This window comes from Mesorhizobium sp. Arg314 (genome assembly GCF_053714275.1).
Map to the genome: position 1 here is coordinate 65,698 of NZ_JBSKBP010000003.1, position 16,940 is coordinate 82,637.

The following is a 16,940-nucleotide window of genomic DNA, read 5'->3' on the forward strand; positions in this document are numbered from 1 at the left end:
TAGCGCCGAGACGGATGAGGGGTACTGGAAGAAATGAGGCGCAGGTGAACCTGGCGCCCTGCAGAACGCTGACGAAGGTATGTGTCAAGCTGTCGCCTTCGGCGATACCTTCTCCCACAAAGGGAGGCGGGCTTGAACCGCCACTCGCTTCGTGCTTGCCTGACGCCACGCAAATCGCGGAGGGCTGAGCATGGCGAAGTCAGTCACCAACACTATCCCCGACCCGATGGTCGAGCGCCTGCGCGCCGCCCTCGGCAAGCGCCCCTTCACCGAGCAGAAGATGTTCGGCGGCACCTGCTTCATGATCAACGGCAATATGTTGATCGGCACCTCCAAGCGCGGGCTGCTGGTACGTGTCGGCAAGGATGCGCATGCGGCGGCGGCCGCCCGTCCCCATGCGAGCCCAATGGAAATGGGCGGACGCTCGATGGAAGGCTATCTCCACGTCGCGCCGGAAGGCACGGCGAGCGAAGCCGACCTCGGCGCCTGGCTCGATCGCGCGCTGGCCTTCGTCGAGACGCTGCCGCCGAAGGTCAAATCCGCCAAGGTCGCAAAGAAGCGCGCGTAAGCCGCTGGCTTGCCACTTTCTGGACCGTGATGTGTCGGTATTTGTTGAGTTGGCTTTGAGGAACGCACGGCCAGGCGGAGGAAGCAATGGCACTCCATGGACATTGCATGTGCGGGGCCGTGACCTGGACCTATCCGGGCGATGTCACCCGCAACCTGGTCGGTGGCAGTTGCCGCGTAGGCGTGAAGGCACAAAAAAAGCCGGGCGCAAGGCCCGGCTTTTCCGTGTCGTGGCTTGGACGACTTAGAACTTCATACCGACGCCGAAGGTGACGCGGTTGTCGGAAGACTTGACCTTGCCGACATTGTCGAAGTTCTTGCTGCCGTAGTCGGTGTAGCGATACTCGACGCGGCCGAACACGTTGTCCGTGATCTTGATGTCGGTGCCGGCGCCGGCCGTCCAGCCGACCATGGCCTTGCTTTCGCTGGTACCGAGGACGTCGTCGGTGACCTTCTGGTTCTTGGCGGCGAGACCGCCCGTGCCGTAAAGCAGGATCTCGGGGGTCACGGCATAGCCGAGGCGGGCGCGCAACGAACCTTCGAGGCCCGACTTGGCGCTGAAGCCGTTGGAAGAGCCCTTGGTGCCATTATAGCCGAGGTCGGCTTCAGCACCGTACACGAAGTTCTCCTGCTGCCACTGATAGCCGCCGAAAACGCCGCCGACGAAGCCCTTGGTGCCGATATTGGTACCCTGGTCCTTCAGCTTGGCATGACCGCCGAAGCCGTAGCCGGCGCTCAGGCCGACATAGGGGCCGGCCCAGGAAGCTACCGGAAGCTCGGCAACCGGGGCGGGAGCCGGCGGCTCCTCGGAAACGACGTCAGCCGCAAAGGCGGTACCAGCGAAGGCGAACAGCCCGAGCGCGGCGGCAAGCGGCGCGAATTTAAGATTGGTCTTCATTGTTATACTCCTTAAGCCACAAGACACTTAGGCTTGTTTGTTCATGAAACGCCCCGGCCCGTCCGGGGGGATAAACGGGTCTGGCGTTCAACGGTTCCAAATGTCGTGCTGAAATGCGGCTGAAGCGAACCTGAACTTGGGTCATTCCCCGGCGCGAATGAGGCCGAAAGTTGACGTTGCATCTTCGCAACAGCGAAATGTCAGCAGGCTAATCATGTTGCGCTGCACACCGCTTGGTTCAAGGGGTCCAGCGACATATATTGCCGTATGCGACGCCCCGAATCCGGTGGGGCGGACGCGCGTCCGGGCCGCTTCGCCACATTCCTGCCCCAGGTGGAAATGGCATTTAACGCTTTGGTCCGTCATATTGTGCCGGCTCCCGGAATCGTGAAGCCGATTGAGGATTGACAGATGAAGACAGCTGCCGACGTGGCGCTGGTGACAGGTGGGGCCAAACGCATCGGCAAGGCGATCGTCGAGGACCTTGCCGCGCATGGCTTTGCCGTCGCCATCCACGCCAATCGTTCGGGTGAAGAGGCCGAGACCTTGGCCGACCGCATCAGGGGCGAGGGCGGCCGCGCCGCCGTGATCGCCGCCGACTTGACCGACATGGATGCCGTGGGCGACCTCGTCGGCCGCGCGCAAGCGGCGCTCGGACCTGTCACGCTACTAGTCAACAACGCCTCTCTATTCGTCGACGACCGAGTGGAGGATTTCGACTGGCAGGCCTGGGACCGCCATTTCGCCATCCATGTGAAGGCGCCGGCGCTGCTGGCGCAGAACTTTGCCCGCGCCCTGCCCGAAGGCGAAGAAGGGCTGATCGTCAACATCATCGACCAGCGCGTCTGGCGGCCGACGCCGCGCTATTTCTCCTACGCGCTGTCGAAATCGGCGCTGTGGACGCAAACGCAAATGCTGGCGCAGGCGCTCGGGCCGCGCATCCGCGTCAACGCCATCGGCCCTGGCCCGACGCTGAAGAACAAGCGCCAGGAAAACGATGATTTCGAAAGCCAGGTCGAGGGCCTGATCCTGAAGCGCGGCCCGCAATTGCCCGAATTCGGCGCCACGATCCGCTATCTCTGGCAGGCGCGCTCGGTGACCGGCCAGATGATCGCGCTCGACGGCGGCCAGCATCTTGCGTGGCAGACGCCCGATGTGACAGGCATGGTGGAATGAGTCCCGCAGCCCAAAGACATAAAGGAAACGGCGCCGCCGACGATCTGCCGCCCGATCTCGACCCCGATATCGACATCGAGGACGAGGCGGCGGAAGAGATCGTCGAGCCCGAGGCTTTGCCGTCCGGTCCTGAGGTCGCCTTCACGGCCATCGACTGGACGCCGCATGCCGGCGATGCCGACGGCATGGTCGGCGCGGAGGTGATCCAGACCTTCGTCAAGCGGCTGCCCAACCAGCCCGGCGTCTACCGCATGATGAACGCCGCCGGCGACGTGCTCTATGTCGGCAAGGCGCGCAGCCTGAAGAAGCGCGTCACCAATTACGCGCAAGGGCGTTTCCACACCGCCCGCATCGGCCGCATGGTGCGCGAGACGGCGACGATGGAGTTCGTCGTCACCCGCACCGAGATCGAGGCGCTGCTGCTCGAGGCGAACCTCATCAAGCGGCTGAGGCCCCGCTTCAACGTGCTGATGCGGGACGACAAGTCGTTCCCTTACATCCTGTTGACCGGCGACCATGTCTCGCCCGGCATCTACAAGCATCGCGGCGCGCGCTCGCGCAAGGGCGACTATTTCGGGCCGTTCGCGTCGGCCGGCGCGGTCGGCCGCACCATCAATTCGCTGCAGCGCGCCTTCCTGCTTCGAAGCTGCACCAATTCCTTCTACGAGAACCGCACGCGGCCGTGCCTGCTCTATCAGATCAAGCGCTGCGCCGGTCCCTGCACCGGCGAGATCTCGCATGAGGGCTATGCCGCGCTGGTCTCGGAAGCGAAGGATTTCCTGTCCGGCCGCAGCCAGAAGGTGAAGACCGAAATCTCGGCCGCCATGCAGGAGGCCTCCGAAGAGCTCGATTTCGAGCGCGCCGCCATTTACCGCGACCGTCTCGCGGCGCTGTCGCATGTGCAGGCGCATCAGGGCATCAACCCGCAAACGGTCGAGGAGGCCGACGTCTTCGCCATCCATCAGGAAGGCGGCCAGACCTGCATCCAGGTGTTCTTCTTCCGCACCGGCCAGAACTGGGGCAACCGCGCCTACTTCCCCAAGGCCGATCCGGCGCTGGAGCCGGCCGAGGTGCTGGGCTCGTTCCTGGCGCAGTTCTATGACGACAAAGTGCCGGCGCGCACGCTGCTTCTCTCCCAGACCGCGCAGGAACAGGAATTGCTCGGCGAGGCGCTCTCCACCCATGCCGGCCGCAAGATATCGATCTCGGTGCCGCAGCGCGGCGAGAAGAAGGACCTGACCGATCACGCGCTGCAGAACGCGCGCGAGGCGCTCGGTCGCAGGCTGGCCGAGACTTCGACCCAGGCGCGGCTGCTCACGGGCTTTGCCGAGACCTTCGGCCTGGCAAAGCCGCCAGTGCGCATCGAGGTCTACGACAACTCGCACATCATGGGCACCAATGCGGTCGGCGCCATGGTCGTCGCCGGGCCGGAAGGCTTTGTGAAGAACCAGTACCGGAAGTTCAACATCCGCTCGACCGAGATCACGCCGGGCGACGATTTCGGCATGATGCGCGAGGTGATGCAGCGGCGGTTTTCGCGGCTGCTCAAGGAGCATGGCGACGAGCAGAAATCGTCAGTGTCTGGGGGCCTGGCCGCGCAGGACGACGCCGGCGAGGAGGATCTGGTCGCCGGCAATGGCGGCTTCCCGGCCTGGCCTGACGTCATCCTGATCGACGGCGGCCAGGGCCAGATGACGGCGGTGCGCCAGATCCTTGCCGATCTCGGCGTCGAGGACCGGGTGGTCGCCATCGGCATCGCCAAGGGCCCGGATCGCGACGCCGGCCGCGAGCGCTTCTTCGTCAAGGGCAGGGAGAGCTTCATGCTTCCGGTGCGCGATCCGGTGCTCTATTTCGTCCAGCGCCTGCGCGACGAGGTGCACCGCTTCGCCATCGGCTCGCACCGCGCCCGTCGCAAGAAGGAGATGGTCAAAAGCCCGCTCGACGAGATCGCCGGCATCGGCCCCGGCCGCAAACGCGCGCTGCTCCATGCATTCGGCACCGCCAAGGCGGTCAGCCGCGCCGCGGTCGAGGACCTGGTCAAGGTCGACGGTATTTCCGAGCATGTGGCGAAGCTGGTTTACAATCATTTTCATGAGAGCTGAGGGGACGTGCGGCTTTCTGCAAACGCCGGTGCTTCACGCCGCTCCTCACGCCATTTTTCCCTGTCCAATCGAATCTCGCCTGTTGACCCCCTACATTGGCTTCTGATTTGAGTACCTCTGGCGCAGGAGATTTCCCGAGACGACATGGCACAGCGCGCGTTCAACCTGCCGAACATCCTCACCTACGCTCGCATCGTTGCGGTGCCGCTGGTGGTGCTGTGCTTCTTTCTCGAGGGGCATCTGAAGTCGTCCGACTTCGCCCGCTGGTCGGCACTGGCCATCTTCCTGCTCGCCTCGATCACCGATTACTTCGACGGCTATTTTGCGCGCGCCTGGCAGCAGACCTCCAATATCGGCAAGATGCTGGACCCGATCGCCGACAAATTGCTGGTCGCCACCTGCCTGCTTTTGCTTGCCGCCGACACAGACCGCCACGCCGGCATCGCCGGCTGGTCGCTCTGGGCGGCGATCATCATCCTGTGCCGCGAGATCCTGGTTTCGGGCCTGCGCGAGTATCTGGCTGCCTTGAAAGTTTCGGTGCCGGTGACGCAGCTCGCCAAATGGAAGACCACCATCCAGATGGTCGCCATCGCCTTCCTGCTGGCCGGCCCGGCCGGCGACAGGTTCTTTCCGCTGACCACGCAGATCGGCCTGGTTCTGCTGTGGGTCGCCGCGCTGGTCACGCTCTACACCGGCTACGATTATTTCCGTGCCGGCCTCAAGCACATCATGGACGAGTGAGATGCGCCTCATCTATTTCGCCTGGGTGCGCGAGCGGATCGGCAAGCCGGAAGAGGATGTCGAATTGCCCTCCGGCATCGAAACGGTTGCCGATTTGCTTCGCTGGCTCAGGTCGCGCGGCGAGGAGTACGAGAACGCGCTGCAATATCCGGACATCATCCGCGTCGCCATCAATCAGGAACATGTCGGTCACCGCGAGAAGATCGCCGGCGCGCGCGAGATCGCGCTGTTTCCGCCGATGACCGGGGGCTGAGATGACCGGCGCGGTAGTGCCTGCCATCCGCATCCAGCGCGAGGATTTCGACGTCGCCGCCGAGATCGCCGGCCTCACCAAAGGCCGCGTCGATGTCGGCGCCGTGGTGACTTTTTCCGGCCTTTGCCGTGACGAACAGGGCGCGCTGTCGGCGCTCGAGCTCGAGCACTATCCCGGCATGGCCGAGGCCGAGATCGGCCGTATCGCCGCGGAAGCCGTCGAGCGCTGGCCGCTGCAGGGGCTCACCGTCATCCATCGCCATGGAAAGATAGCGCCGGGCGAAAACATCGTTCTGGTGGTGGCGGCCTCGTCGCATCGCCAGGCGGCCTTCGAGGCGGCGAATTTCCTCATGGACTATCTGAAGTCGCGTGCGCCCTTCTGGAAGAAGGAGCATCTCGCTGACGGCACCCAGGGCGGCTGGGTCGAGGCCAAGGACGCCGACAATCACGCGGCGGATCGCTGGACGAAACCGGGCGAATAAAAATCGCGTTCGGCCATCGAACGACCGCAATCCTTGCCAAGCTTGTCATCGGTTTGATTTGCTTGGCGGAGCAATCTCATGCTGGACCGCATCGCGGAATTCTTCATCTTTGGGCTGGTGCCGCTGGTCGTTGGCGTGCTTGCCGTGCCGGAAGTGACCAAGGCCGGTGAAAAGACGATTGCCGGCGAGGTGACCTATCGCGAGCGCATCGCCCTGCCGCCGGATGCCGTGCTGGTGGTCGAGATCGCCGACGTCTCGCTGGCCGATGCGCCGGCAGCCGTGATCGCCAAGCGCAGGATAGCGCCCACCGGCCAAGTGCCGATCAAGTTCGACATCGGCTTCGATCCCAAGGCGATCCAGAAGGGCCGGACCTACACGCTGCAGGCGCGCATCACCCTCGGCGAGCGGCTGCTGTTCATCAGCGATACAAGCCATCAGGTCGATCCGCTGGCCGGTAAGCATCAAGGCATCGTGCTGAAGCGAGCCGATTGACCGGGCCGCCGCGACCGCCTAGGTTCGCCAAAAATGGGGATGGGGTTCCCCCGAAACCGCCCTTATGGGCTGATGACTCCTGCCAGGCGTGCTCTCGCGCGGCAGGGTTTGTTTTTCCCGCTCGCATCGTGCCTGATTTCGCGAAGTGATTCCGTCTGGGATCGCGTTTGGAAAGGCATTGAAGCGATGACCCTTGCGGCTTGCGCCCTGGTCCTGATCGGCGGGTTCTTCGGCGGCATTTCCCGCTTTTTCCTCTCCGGCGTGGTCGGCCATCGCATCGGCGAGACCTTTCCCTGGGGCACGCTGCTGGTCAACGTTTCCGGCGCCTTTGCCATCGGCGCCGTCGCCGGCGCGGCGCGGGCGCATGGCGGCGTCTTTGCCAGCGATCTCGTCCACGACCTGATCGTCGTCGGCCTGTTCGGCGGTTACACCACGGTCTCGTCCTTCTGTCTGCAGACGCTCAACCTGGCGCTCGACGGCGAGGGGCGGCTCGCCGCCTTCAACGTCGTCGCTTCGTCGGTGCTGTGTGTGCTGTCCGTCGCTCTCGGATTCTGGACGCTCGTCTGGATGGCTGGTTGAGCGATGGCGGACAGACAGATGGCGACGCGGCTTTATCTGGCGGTCGGCTGCGGCGCGGCCATCGGCTCGCTGGCCCGCTTCCTGTCGGGCTATGTCATCGTCTCGCAGCTTGGCCTGAACGCGCTTTATTCGACCGCGTTCGTCAATGTCGTCGGTTCGTGGATCATCATGGCCTTCGCCACGCTGACCGGGCCGGACGGCCGCCTGATGGTCGGTCCCGCCAGCCGCAATTTCGTCATGGCCGGCTTCTGCGGCGGGCTAACCACGTTTTCGGCGATGAGCCTCGATACCTTCATCCTGCTCTTCGAGGGCGACTTGCGGCTCGCCGCGATCTATCTCATCAGTGTGGTCGGGCTGTCGCTCGTCGCCGCATGGCTGGGCTATCTCATGGCGTCCAGGTTCAACCGCTTGCCGGCCAACAGGTAACCGGGCCAACAGTTTCAGGGAGGAGAACATGGAACTTCCCGCGCAATGCGCGCTGCTCAGGATCTTCTTCGGCGAGGACGACAGGGCGGCCGACGGCAGGCCGCTGCACGAGGCGATCGTTATCAAGGCGCGCGAGACCGGCATGGCCGGCGCCACGGTGCTGAGAGGTCCGCTCGGCTTCGGCCGGTCGAGCGTGCTGCACACCGCCAAGATTCTGCGCTTGTCGCAGGATCTGCCTATCGTTGTCGAGATCGTCGACGCGCCGGAGAAGATCGATGCTCTGATCCCCGAGATCAAGGCGCTTACGAAGACGAAGAGCTGCCTGATCACCCGGGAGAAGGTCGAAGTCATCCGCTACGGCGACGGGGACTGAACCCGCCGATCCCCCGTCAGCCGCCGCGAAGACGGCGGCTGATCGTCCCTACGTCGAAGATACCGGCGGAAAAGAGTTTCATGGCCTCTACTGCCAGGTCCGATGCCGCGGAGCTTCCCACGGCGATGTCGCGTTCCTCGCAGATCTGGTCATAGATACGCTTCAACAGGACGAGATCGTCCGGATAGGCAGCGCCACTTTCGGAAACATGCGGCTTGACTATGCTCCCCTCCCTCCTGTCGGGGCGGAAGCGCGACGGTCGCTCACAGCCGGCGGCGACGCCCTTGGCCATCTTGTCGCCGATTTAGGGTGTTCGGCGAGTTTGTCCACCCGCAAGCAATGAAGCAACCCGGTCGGACCGGGCTGCTTCGATATCTTTAGCCGACGATCTCGGTGTCGGAGAACCAGTACTTGATCTCCTGCGCGGCGGTCTCCGGCGCGTCCGAGCCGTGCACCGAGTTCTCGCCGATCGACAGGGCATGCACCTTGCGGATGGTGCCCTCGGCGGCATTGGCCGGGTTGGTGGCGCCCATCACTTCGCGGTTCTTGGCGATAGCGTTGTCGCCTTCCAGCACCTGCACGATGGTCGGAGCCGACGACATGAATTCCACCAGCTCGCCGAAGAACGGGCGATCCTTGTGGACGGCGTAGAAACCTTCCGCCTCGCGGCGGCTCATCCACACGCGGCGCGATGCGATGACGCGCAGGCCGGCGTCCTCCAGCATCTTGGTGATGGCGCCCGTCAGGTTGCGCCTGGTCGCGTCCGGCTTGATCATGGAGAAGGTGCGTTCGATCGCCATAGGGTCGTCCTTGTTCTGGGAATGGAAATTGGAGTGGCGGGCTCTATACAAGTCGCTTGGCGGCTTGCCAAGGGGAGCCGCCTTCTGGTCAAGGCGAGCCCTTTGCGGGATAATTAGACGGCTGCGAGCGCGCGGAACGCAGGCTTGAAGCATTGCGGCGTGGAGCCCGAGGCAATGAACTGGCGCTACCTCAGACGTGGCGATATCGCCGGTATTCTCTTCATGGCCGTTGTCCTTGCCGTGCTCGTCTTCGCCCTGCTGGTCCTGGCGCCGCGGGAGCACAATTTCGGCTTCGGCCCGGAATGGCAGTGCACGCGCATGGGTGAGGGCGACCCGATCTGCGTCAGGCTGGTCGATAAGGGCGAGGCGAACAAGGAGCGCCACAAATAGGCGCTAAAGCTCGCTCTCAATGGTCAGTGTCGGCGCATCGCCGGCCTTGAGCCCTTCGCGCTGGCGCACCGAGGCCTTGACCGGCAACAGCAGGCTGCCAGACGCTTTGTCGGGAAAGAGCGATGTTCGCCACCTGGCCTTGCCGATCTTCGCCGTGACGCCGAGCGAGCCCCAGGGGCGCGCAAGTCCCGTCATCGCCGCTTTGATCCGCGCCGCGAAGTCGGTTGGCAGCGTCATGAAATGCCAGCCGCCTTTGCCGGGGTAGACCCAGATCTCCGACTGCATCTCATAACGCAACATCCCGACGCTCGCGGCCTTCACGCCGCCGCCGCGACCTGCCGGCCGATCCCGCCATGCAGGTCGAGGCAGCGCTCGAACCAGTGGGCGATGCTGTCGCTATCGTCGAGCAACTGGAAAGGCGAGGCGATGCGGCCCCATTGCAGCGCCCCGAACACGATGTAATCGGCAAACAGCGGCGCCTCGCCGCCAATGAAGGGCTGGTAGGTGAGCATCGAACGCAGCGGCTCCAGCGCGGCGCGGAAGGCTGTGAGCCCGGCATCGCGGTTGGCCACGACGTCTTCCAGCCGCTTGCCGTAGCGCTGCTCGCGATTCTCGCGGAAATAGGCCGCATTCGGCACGTCTTGCATCGCATGCAGATCGGTCAGTGCCACCGTCGCGACATAGGGGTGGATGGTGAACTGCGACCAGCGCTCGATGAAGCGCGCAGTCGACTTGCCGCCTTCTCCGGAAAACAGCGTCGGCCGTTCCGGATAGGCTTCGTCGAGATAGAGCGCGATGGCGAAGGAATCGGCCACCACACGCTCGCCGTCGCGGATCACCGGCACCGTCTTCGATACGCCGCCCTCGACTTTCGGCACCTCGAGGAAGCGCGTCGGCACCTTGGTGGCGGCGAGCCCCTTATGCGCCAAAGCCATCTTGGTCTTCCAGCAATGCGGGCTGAACGGGCGGGCGGTGTCATGGCCGACGAGGTCGTAGAGCAGAATGGTCATTGGCGGGTCCGTTGCTGCGGGTTACGAAGAGCCCGGATTCGCGATGAGCCCGGTGGGAAGAATGAAGCAGCATTTCATGATGTTTGCGGCCTACAATCAATGGGCCAATGGCCGCCTCTACGATGCCGCCGCCGATCTTGGCGAAGACGAGCTCGGTCGTGACGTCGGCGCCTTCTTCGGCTCGATGCTTGGCACGCTCAACCATCTGCTCGCCGTCGACCGCGTCTGGATGAAGCGCTTCACCGGCGAGGGCGACGCGCCTTCCAACACCGCCGCCATCCTCTACCGAGCCTTGCCGGCCTTGAAACTGGCGCGCGAGGCTGAAGACAGCAGGATCGTCGACTGGATGAGCGGCATGGGCGACAAGGCGATTGCCGGCCGTTTCTCCTACATGACCGTCGACATGCGCACCGTCTCGCAGCGGCTTTCGCCGGCGCTCAGCCATTTCTTCAACCATCAGACCCATCATCGCGGCCAGGCGCATATGGTGCTGACGGTGCTCAGCCGGCCCTCCGTGCCGCTCGACCTTATGCTGTTCCAGCGCTCCGAGGAAGGCCGCCCCTACGCCTGAGGTATCGCTCCGGGGAACCCTCACAATTCTGGCGCGGTTTCATTGTCACTCGCGCCTCCTGTGAGGGACGTCTCACGGTCGAAGCTTTTAGGTTAAATATTGATGTAATATCATAGATTTGTTTAGTAATTCGATATAGAAATCAAAAACTACAAACTATTCTTAAAAATTCGCATCCGAAACCGAGTCATGGCTTTCGGCGTAGATATTTGCGCGCAAGTCATAGCTAAAACACGCGATGCTAATATGACGCAGCGCAGCAAATATGGCGTTCAAAAGGAGAGTGTCATGCCCAGTATCGTTCGAAAAATGTATAAAGCCCTTACCTGTGGCACGATTATCGCTATTTTGGCAGTTCCAGCGAATGCTGCAAGTCTCGGGCTTGGTGGTCTCGGCGGCGCATCCGTCGGAGATAACAGCGCCAGCGCCAACGCGGGCGGGGCAAGCGGTGCCAATGCAGACGCCTCGTTCGGGGAAAGCAGCACCAGTGCGACGGCTTCCATCGGCGGCACCAGCGGCGCCAACGGCTCGGTTTCGCTTGGCGGCGGCCAGGCAGCGGATGCGGCGGTGTCCCTCGGCGGCACCAGCGGCGCCGGAGCCACCGCCTCGATCGGCACCAGCGGCGCCAATGTCGGCATCGGCACGCTTGGAGCTTCTGCCGGTGTCGGTGTCGGTATCGGCACGCCAGGCACACCGGCAGCTCCGGGGACCCTCGGCACGCTAGGCACACCGGCAGTTCCTGGTACCCTCGGCACGCCAGCCACCATCGGTCAACAACGTGCCGTCGCACAGATGTCGAGCAGCCAACTCGCGCGCATGAAGAAGCGCTGTGCCGATGTCCTTTCCAGCGAGGGTACCTATGACAGCGACCTCAAGGCCTTGTGCCTGATGATCGCGCGCCGCTGACGCCGGATCGAGGATCCGGCAGCATCATGCGCCAGGTCAGAGTGCCATGCCGTTCCGGGTGCCGCCAGGCAACACCGGGCAATGGACCAGTGTCGGACCAGCCGTGAGGCTCTACGGCACTCTCCTACCGCGCCGCCGGCGCAGCCTGCGGCGTGCTGACGAGAACCTCCGGCCAGTCGGAAAGCCCGCCACCAGCGGTGGTGGGCTTTCTGTTGCCCGTCGAGGTGGGCCGGTCCCGACCTCTGGTTAACCAAACTTGCATTGAACCTAATAGATTAGGACTTCGTTTGCGCTCCTGCCCCAAAATGGAGCCGTTGCAACGGGAGCAATGGCATGCGCATCGATTTGTCCCCGACAAGCTGGGGCAGGGTTTTGGTGGTCACAGCCGCCGGCACCGCCTTTTTCATTGCCGCCGCCTTCTTCGTCGATTCCTTCAATTTCCCCTCGCTGTCGCCGCAAGCGCTGCTTTGGGCGCAACTCACGGATCTTTTCCTGCCGCTTGTCCTTGGCGGCTCCTTCCTGTTCGTCCTGATGTGGAAGATGCGCCAGCTGGCCATCGCGCAGAAGGAGCTCAGCGTCGTTGCCGCGACCGACAGCCTGACCGCGGTCTTCAACCGCGGCGCCTTCTCGATGCTGGTCGAAGCCTACCTCCAGCAGGCGCGCGGCCAGACGGTCGCCGATGCCGGCGCGCTGCTGATCGTCGATGCCGACCACTTCAAGTCGATCAATGACCGCCTCGGCCACGATTGCGGCGACCAGGCGCTCAGGCTGATCGCCGCGACGATCAAGGGGCAACTGCGCGGCGCCGACATTGTCGGACGCATCGGCGGTGAGGAATTCGCGGTCTTCCTGCCCGGCGCCGACGCCGCGCGCTCCTTCCTGGTCGCCGAATCCATCAGGCGCCGCATTCGCGAGGCGGAGTTTGCGCCCGACGGGCGGCCCTGGCCGCTTTCGGTGAGCATCGGCGGTATCGCCTTCAGCGGCCCGACCACCTACCACGACGTGTTCCAGGTCGCCGACCGCCACCTTTACAGGGCCAAATCCAACGGCCGCGACCAGGTGAGCTTCGAGAGCCCGCGCGGCGGACCTGCCGGCGACGCAGGCGGTACCGTGCACTAATCCGCTTCGGCATGCGCTTTAAACGCCTTGCTGGCGCACCTTGAGTGCGGCCAGCTGTGGCTGCGATTGAGCAGCGGCCGATGCGAATGTTCCGTGCGGTGTTTCACGCAGCGGTCGAAAAGTTCCACGAGATTTTTCGCCGAGGCCGAAGTGCCGCGCATGCCAGCGGTGCCATCAACGGTCCGTTCATCCTTTAGCGGCTAGTGTCGGGGGCTGACTTCAGCCGATCCGCGAGCGACCGTGTTCGATCTTATCGACCTAAAGGCGGTGCTGGTCATCGCCCTCATCTTCATTCCGCTGGAGCGGCTCCTGCCCCTGCATGGCGAGCAATCTGCGACGCGCCGGCATTGGCTGAACGACGTTTTCTATCTGCTCTTCAACGGCATCTTCATCAAGTTCGGCATCTTGCTGGTGATCGGCGCGACGATGCTCCTGGTCCAGCGTTTCGTTCCCGGGGCGCTGACCGCCGCCGTCCAGTCGCAGCCCATCTGGCTGCAGGCGATCGAAGCGCTGCTCGTCGCCGACATCGGCTTCTACCTTGCCCATCGCGCCTTCCACGCGGTGCCGTTCCTGTGGCGCTTCCACGCCATCCACCACTCGATCGAGGAGATGGACTGGCTGGCCGGCCACCGCGTGCACCCGGTGGACCAGATCCTGACCAAGTCGGCTTCGTTACTGCCGCTGTTCGCGCTGGGCTTTTCCGGCGAAGCGGTTCTCATCTACGTGCTGATCTATCAATGGCAGTCGGTGTTCATCCACTCCAACACACGCATCAAGTTCGGACCGCTGAAATGGCTGATTGCCTCGCCGCAGTTTCATCACTGGCACCACGCCAACGAGCGTCAGGCCTATGACAAGAATTTCGCCGGCCAACTGCCCTTTCTCGACCTGATCGCCGGCACCCTGTTCATGCCGCGGCGAATGCCGGAAAAATACGGTGTCGACGAGCCGGTGCCGCAGCTCTACCACCAGCAGCTCGTCTACCCCTTCGCCGCGGCGGCCGAGCCGGCTGCGCCGATCGCCGACGCCTCACCCGCCGCCGGCAAGCCGGAATGACGGTATGGAAAAGCCCGCCGTCTGGTGGCGGGCTTCCCGGGAGAATGGTCTTTTGCCGTAAGTTCAGGCGGCAAAGCCGCCATAGCCGCGCGCCACGGGCTTGACCGAGATGACCGGCTGCTCCGAAGGCCACAGGATGCCGGCCGTCACCGCGAAGGTGATCAGCGCATCGCGCGCGGCTTCGGCCGAAATCTCTCCGCTCCGCGCGGCCTCGCAGGCCTTCACCGCGGCGCCGTAGCTGAGGCGACGGCGCGACGGCGGGAACTCGGTCAGGAAGTCATGCATCTGGAACAGCGAGGCGATCATGCGCTTGTGGCCGGCGCCGACGCTGAGGGCGACCGGGGTGAAGAACATCCTGTCGTGCATTCGGACCTCGTCGATTGGCTGCGAAAACGGCGGGGCTGCCGCCTCCGGTCTGGGGGTGGGACGCCACACAACGCGGCTTGCGGCGAGAGGTTCCGCGCATGGTAATTTTTCTCTGACTGGCTCGAGATGCCGTCCTGCTGCCGCGCAAACAAATCGGGCTCTTCCCCTGGCAGCCGGCCGGAACGGGCAGGCGGCCTATTTCCACATGCCGCGCATGCGCGCGCCGAGGTCGACCTTGACGCCCGGCCTCTGGCGCGGGTCGTCCTTGAGCGCGGCACTCGCCCAGGACGACTGCTCGAAGGCCGAAAGCATAGAGGCCGCGATGAAGCGGGTGCGCGAGGCATAGACGTGGCGGTCGCCGCGCGCCGGCTGGTTGTGCGGATAAAAGCGCTGCGGCACGACGAGATGCAGGCTGTCCTTGGCTCTGGTCATCGCCACGTAGAGCAGACGGCGTTCCTCCTCGATGTCCTCCTTGGTGCCGACGCCGAGATCGGCCGGGATGCAGCCGTCGACGGTGTTGAGCACGAAGACATTCTTCCACTCCTGGCCCTTGGCCGAATGGATGGTCGACAGGATGAGGTAATCCTCGTCGCGATGCGGCGGCCCGGCCTGGTCGCTGGTGGCGTCGGGCGGGTCGAGTGTCAACTCGGTCAGGAAACGCTCGCGCGAGGGATAGGTCGAGGCAATCTGCTCGAGCTGCAGGAGATCGGCCCGCCGCGTGATGGCGTCTTGATGGATGCGCTCCAGATGCGGCTCATACCAGAGCCTGATCCGCTCGAGGTCGGCCGGCCATTTGGCGCCGGCGCGCAGCCCGCTATAGATGTCGAGGAACAACGGCCAGGCTTCAGCCGCGCGCTGCGGCGGCCGGAAGCGGGCGAGGCCCAGCGTCTCGTCGAGCGACGTCGCCATGGCGTCTACGATCTGCGAGGCGGCGGACGGCCCGATGCCCGGCATCAATTGCAGCACGCGGAAACCGGCGACGCGGTCGCGCGGGTTCTCGGCAAAGCGCAGCATCGCCAGCATGTCCTTCACATGCGCGGCATCGAGGAATTTCAAGCCGCCGAATTTGACGAAGGGGATGTTGCGGCGCGTCAGCTCTACCTCCAGCGGTCCGCTGTGGCTCGAGGTGCGGAACAGCACGGCCTGCGCCTTCAGCGCCGTGCCGGCCTCGCGTTCGGCAAGGATCGCCTGGCAGACATAATTGGCCTGCTCGGCCTCGTCGCGCACGCTGACCAGCTGCGGTTTGTGCGAAGACCGGCGCTCGGTCCACAGGTTCTTGGTGAAGCGCTCGCTTGCCTCGCCGATCACCGTGTTGGCGGCGGCCAGGATCGTCTCGGTCGAGCGGTAGTTGCGTTCCAGCATGACGACCGCGGTTGCTTGCGCGAACTGCTTTGGAAAATCGAGGATGTTGCGCACTTCCGCCGCGCGGAAGGAATAGATCGATTGAGCGTCGTCGCCCACCACGGTCAAGCCCGCGCCGTCCGGCTTCAGCGCCAGAAGGATCGAGGCCTGCAGCCGGTTGGTGTCCTGGTATTCGTCGACCAGCACATGGTCGAAACGGCTGCCGAGGTGGGCGGCGATCTCAGGCTCGGCCGCCATCTGCGCCCAGTAGAGCAGCAGGTCGTCGTAGTCTAGCACGTTCTGCGCCTGCTTGGCCTCGACATAAGCCGCGAACAATTCCTTCAGCTGTTCTGCCCACCCTGAGCACCAAGGGAAGGCGGTGCCCAGCACTTCGCCCAGCGGCGCCTGTGCGTTCACCGCCCGCGAATAGATCTGCAGGCAGGTGCTTTTGGTCGGAAAGCGGCTTTCGGTTTTCGAGAATCCCAGCTCATGCCGAGCGAGATTCATCAGGTCGGCCGAATCCTCGCGATCATGGATGGTGAAGGCCGGATCGAGGCCGATCTGCTCGGCATAGTCGCGCAACAGCCTGGCGCCGATGCCGTGGAAAGTACCGGCCCAGGCGAGCGCGTCGGCGATGATTGCCGCGTCGCGTCCCAGCACCTCGCCGGCAATGCGCTCGACCCGCTTGGCCATCTCGGCGGCGGCGCGGCGCGAGAAGGTCATCAACAGGATGCGGCGCGGATCGGCACCTTTGACGATGAGGTGGGCAACGCGATGCGCCAGCGTGTTGGTCTTGCCGGAGCCGGCGCCGGCGATCACCAGAAGCGGCGCGGCCACCTTGCCGTCGCCATGCACCACCGCCAGCCGCTGCTCATCATTCAGCCGGGCAAGATAAGCGGGCGCCTCGAAGGACGAATCACGAGCGGCGATGTTCATCGCCCATCAAGCATCGTTTCCGCTTTGTTCGCAATACAGCTGATCTCGCCCGTGCGGTTGTTATAGGCGAAAGCGGGCTGAATTACCGCCTCGGCTCCACCCCCATCGCCGCCGACTGCCGTCGCAGCTTGCGCCTCTCGTCGCCGGGCATGTCCAGCGGCGCGACATCGCCGGGCATCTCGTGGATGATCCTCACGGCGACTCGATAGGCGGTGTAGGCGAACAGGCCGGTAAGCAACAGGCGTATCATGATCGTCTCCTCATACGGTTCGGTGGGTTCAACAGGACGTGCGCCGGTTGGTTCCCCGCTACGCAACCAAACCGCCATCGCTTCGTTTGCTCCGAGGAGCGAACGAG

23 protein-coding genes and 1 riboswitch are annotated in these 16,940 nt (G+C 64.1%); of the genes, 15 read left to right on the plus strand and 8 right to left on the minus strand.

The features are described from left to right. Nucleotides 1–190: 190 nt before the first annotated feature. Complete coding sequence (locus ACWGS9_RS04175) at nt 191–568, plus strand: TfoX/Sxy family protein (protein ID WP_454504036.1); 378 nt, start codon at nt 191–193, stop codon at nt 566–568. 243 nt (nt 569–811) lie between these two features. Here ACWGS9_RS04175 and ACWGS9_RS04180 read toward each other — a convergent pair whose 3' ends face one another. After that, a complete protein-coding gene (locus tag ACWGS9_RS04180; RefSeq protein ID WP_454504037.1) occupies nt 812–1,465 on the minus strand; it encodes an outer membrane protein in 654 nt (217 codons plus the stop codon). 411 nt (nt 1,466–1,876) lie between these two features. Here ACWGS9_RS04180 and ACWGS9_RS04185 point away from each other — a divergent pair, with 411 nt between their 5' ends. The 9 genes from ACWGS9_RS04185 (at nt 1,877) to ACWGS9_RS04225 (ending at nt 8,088) form a co-directional block, all read left to right on the plus strand. After that, nucleotides 1,877–2,641 carry an SDR family oxidoreductase gene (locus ACWGS9_RS04185; RefSeq protein ID WP_454504038.1) on the plus strand — a complete coding sequence of 255 codons (765 nt, stop codon included), beginning with the start codon at nt 1,877–1,879 and terminating at the stop codon, nt 2,639–2,641. Beyond that, the gene (gene uvrC / locus ACWGS9_RS04190) at nt 2,638–4,743 is read left to right on the plus strand and encodes an excinuclease ABC subunit UvrC (RefSeq protein WP_454504039.1); all 2,106 of its coding nucleotides are present in this window, start codon (nt 2,638–2,640) and stop codon (nt 4,741–4,743) included. Before ACWGS9_RS04185 ends, uvrC begins: the two co-directional genes overlap by 4 nt. 144 nt (nt 4,744–4,887) lie before the next feature. Then, nucleotides 4,888–5,484 (plus strand): CDP-diacylglycerol--glycerol-3-phosphate 3-phosphatidyltransferase, encoded by a 597-nt coding sequence (gene pgsA / locus ACWGS9_RS04195; RefSeq protein ID WP_454504040.1) that lies wholly within the window; start codon nt 4,888–4,890, stop codon nt 5,482–5,484. 1 nt (nt 5,485) lies between these two features. After that, nucleotides 5,486–5,737 (plus strand): molybdopterin converting factor subunit 1, encoded by a 252-nt coding sequence (gene moaD, locus ACWGS9_RS04200; RefSeq protein ID WP_454504041.1) that lies wholly within the window; start codon nt 5,486–5,488, stop codon nt 5,735–5,737. A 1-nt stretch (nt 5,738) separates the two neighbouring features. Then, nucleotides 5,739–6,218, plus strand: a complete 480-nt coding sequence (locus tag ACWGS9_RS04205) for a molybdenum cofactor biosynthesis protein MoaE (protein WP_454504042.1) — start codon at nt 5,739–5,741, stop codon at nt 6,216–6,218. 78 nt (nt 6,219–6,296) lie between these two features. Next, the gene (locus ACWGS9_RS04210) at nt 6,297–6,710 is read left to right on the plus strand and encodes a YbaY family lipoprotein (protein ID WP_454504043.1); all 414 of its coding nucleotides are present in this window, start codon (nt 6,297–6,299) and stop codon (nt 6,708–6,710) included. Nucleotides 6,711–6,736: 26 nt separating this feature from the next. Further along, a riboswitch (Fluoride riboswitch) is annotated at nt 6,737–6,799 on the plus strand. Nucleotides 6,800–6,896: 97 nt separating this feature from the next. Beyond that, nucleotides 6,897–7,289, plus strand: coding sequence for a fluoride efflux transporter CrcB (gene crcB / locus ACWGS9_RS04215; RefSeq protein ID WP_454504044.1), 393 nt, complete (start codon nt 6,897–6,899; stop codon nt 7,287–7,289). Nucleotides 7,290–7,307: 18 nt separating this feature from the next. After that, nucleotides 7,308–7,715, plus strand: a complete 408-nt coding sequence (gene crcB / locus ACWGS9_RS04220; RefSeq protein WP_454504045.1) for a fluoride efflux transporter CrcB — start codon at nt 7,308–7,310, stop codon at nt 7,713–7,715. A gap of 28 nt (nt 7,716–7,743) precedes the next feature. Beyond that, complete coding sequence (locus tag ACWGS9_RS04225; protein ID WP_320213847.1) at nt 7,744–8,088, plus strand: DUF190 domain-containing protein; 345 nt, start codon at nt 7,744–7,746, stop codon at nt 8,086–8,088. A 16-nt stretch (nt 8,089–8,104) separates the two neighbouring features. Here ACWGS9_RS04225 and ACWGS9_RS04230 read toward each other — a convergent pair whose 3' ends face one another. Together ACWGS9_RS04230 and ndk are read right to left on the minus strand one after the other, a co-directional pair. Further along, a complete protein-coding gene (locus ACWGS9_RS04230; protein ID WP_454504046.1) occupies nt 8,105–8,380 on the minus strand; it encodes a hypothetical protein in 276 nt (91 codons plus the stop codon). A gap of 85 nt (nt 8,381–8,465) precedes the next feature. Further along, nucleotides 8,466–8,888, minus strand: coding sequence for a nucleoside-diphosphate kinase (ndk, locus tag ACWGS9_RS04235; RefSeq protein WP_320213849.1), 423 nt, complete (start codon nt 8,886–8,888; stop codon nt 8,466–8,468). Nucleotides 8,889–9,062: 174 nt separating this feature from the next. Between ndk and ACWGS9_RS04240 the strand changes: the two genes are divergently transcribed. Beyond that, nucleotides 9,063–9,278, plus strand: coding sequence for a hypothetical protein (locus tag ACWGS9_RS04240; protein WP_454504047.1), 216 nt, complete (start codon nt 9,063–9,065; stop codon nt 9,276–9,278). Between the two features lie 3 nt (nt 9,279–9,281). On the opposite strand, the gene ACWGS9_RS04245 is transcribed toward ACWGS9_RS04240, so the two are convergent. Further along, complete coding sequence (locus ACWGS9_RS04245; RefSeq protein WP_454504048.1) at nt 9,282–9,578, minus strand: DUF1905 domain-containing protein; 297 nt, start codon at nt 9,576–9,578, stop codon at nt 9,282–9,284. A gap of 17 nt (nt 9,579–9,595) precedes the next feature. Beyond that, on the minus strand, nt 9,596–10,288 hold the full coding sequence (locus tag ACWGS9_RS04250; RefSeq protein ID WP_454504049.1) for a glutathione S-transferase family protein: 693 nt from the start codon (nt 10,286–10,288) through the stop codon (nt 9,596–9,598). A gap of 61 nt (nt 10,289–10,349) precedes the next feature. Here ACWGS9_RS04250 and ACWGS9_RS04255 point away from each other — a divergent pair, with 61 nt between their 5' ends. The 4 genes from ACWGS9_RS04255 to ACWGS9_RS04270 all read left to right on the plus strand — a co-directional run bounded on the left by ACWGS9_RS04255 (nt 10,350) and on the right by ACWGS9_RS04270 (nt 13,940). After that, nucleotides 10,350–10,859 (plus strand): DinB family protein, encoded by a 510-nt coding sequence (locus tag ACWGS9_RS04255; RefSeq protein WP_454504050.1) that lies wholly within the window; start codon nt 10,350–10,352, stop codon nt 10,857–10,859. A gap of 246 nt (nt 10,860–11,105) precedes the next feature. Next, nucleotides 11,106–11,765, plus strand: coding sequence for a hypothetical protein (locus ACWGS9_RS04260; protein ID WP_454504051.1), 660 nt, complete (start codon nt 11,106–11,108; stop codon nt 11,763–11,765). 333 nt (nt 11,766–12,098) lie between these two features. Then, a complete protein-coding gene (locus ACWGS9_RS04265; protein ID WP_320309963.1) occupies nt 12,099–12,884 on the plus strand; it encodes a GGDEF domain-containing protein in 786 nt (261 codons plus the stop codon). 240 nt (nt 12,885–13,124) lie between these two features. After that, the gene (locus tag ACWGS9_RS04270) at nt 13,125–13,940 is read left to right on the plus strand and encodes a sterol desaturase family protein (protein WP_454504052.1); all 816 of its coding nucleotides are present in this window, start codon (nt 13,125–13,127) and stop codon (nt 13,938–13,940) included. Between the two features lie 63 nt (nt 13,941–14,003). On the opposite strand, the gene ACWGS9_RS04275 is transcribed toward ACWGS9_RS04270, so the two are convergent. The 3 genes from ACWGS9_RS04275 to ACWGS9_RS04285 all read right to left on the minus strand — a co-directional run bounded on the left by ACWGS9_RS04275 (nt 14,004) and on the right by ACWGS9_RS04285 (nt 16,833). Beyond that, nucleotides 14,004–14,306, minus strand: coding sequence for a DUF982 domain-containing protein (locus ACWGS9_RS04275; protein ID WP_454504053.1), 303 nt, complete (start codon nt 14,304–14,306; stop codon nt 14,004–14,006). A gap of 195 nt (nt 14,307–14,501) precedes the next feature. Further along, nucleotides 14,502–16,583, minus strand: a complete 2,082-nt coding sequence (locus tag ACWGS9_RS04280) for an ATP-dependent helicase (protein WP_454504054.1) — start codon at nt 16,581–16,583, stop codon at nt 14,502–14,504. Between the two features lie 82 nt (nt 16,584–16,665). Further along, the gene (locus ACWGS9_RS04285; protein ID WP_454504055.1) at nt 16,666–16,833 is read right to left on the minus strand and encodes a hypothetical protein; all 168 of its coding nucleotides are present in this window, start codon (nt 16,831–16,833) and stop codon (nt 16,666–16,668) included. Nucleotides 16,834–16,940 lie beyond the last annotated feature (107 nt).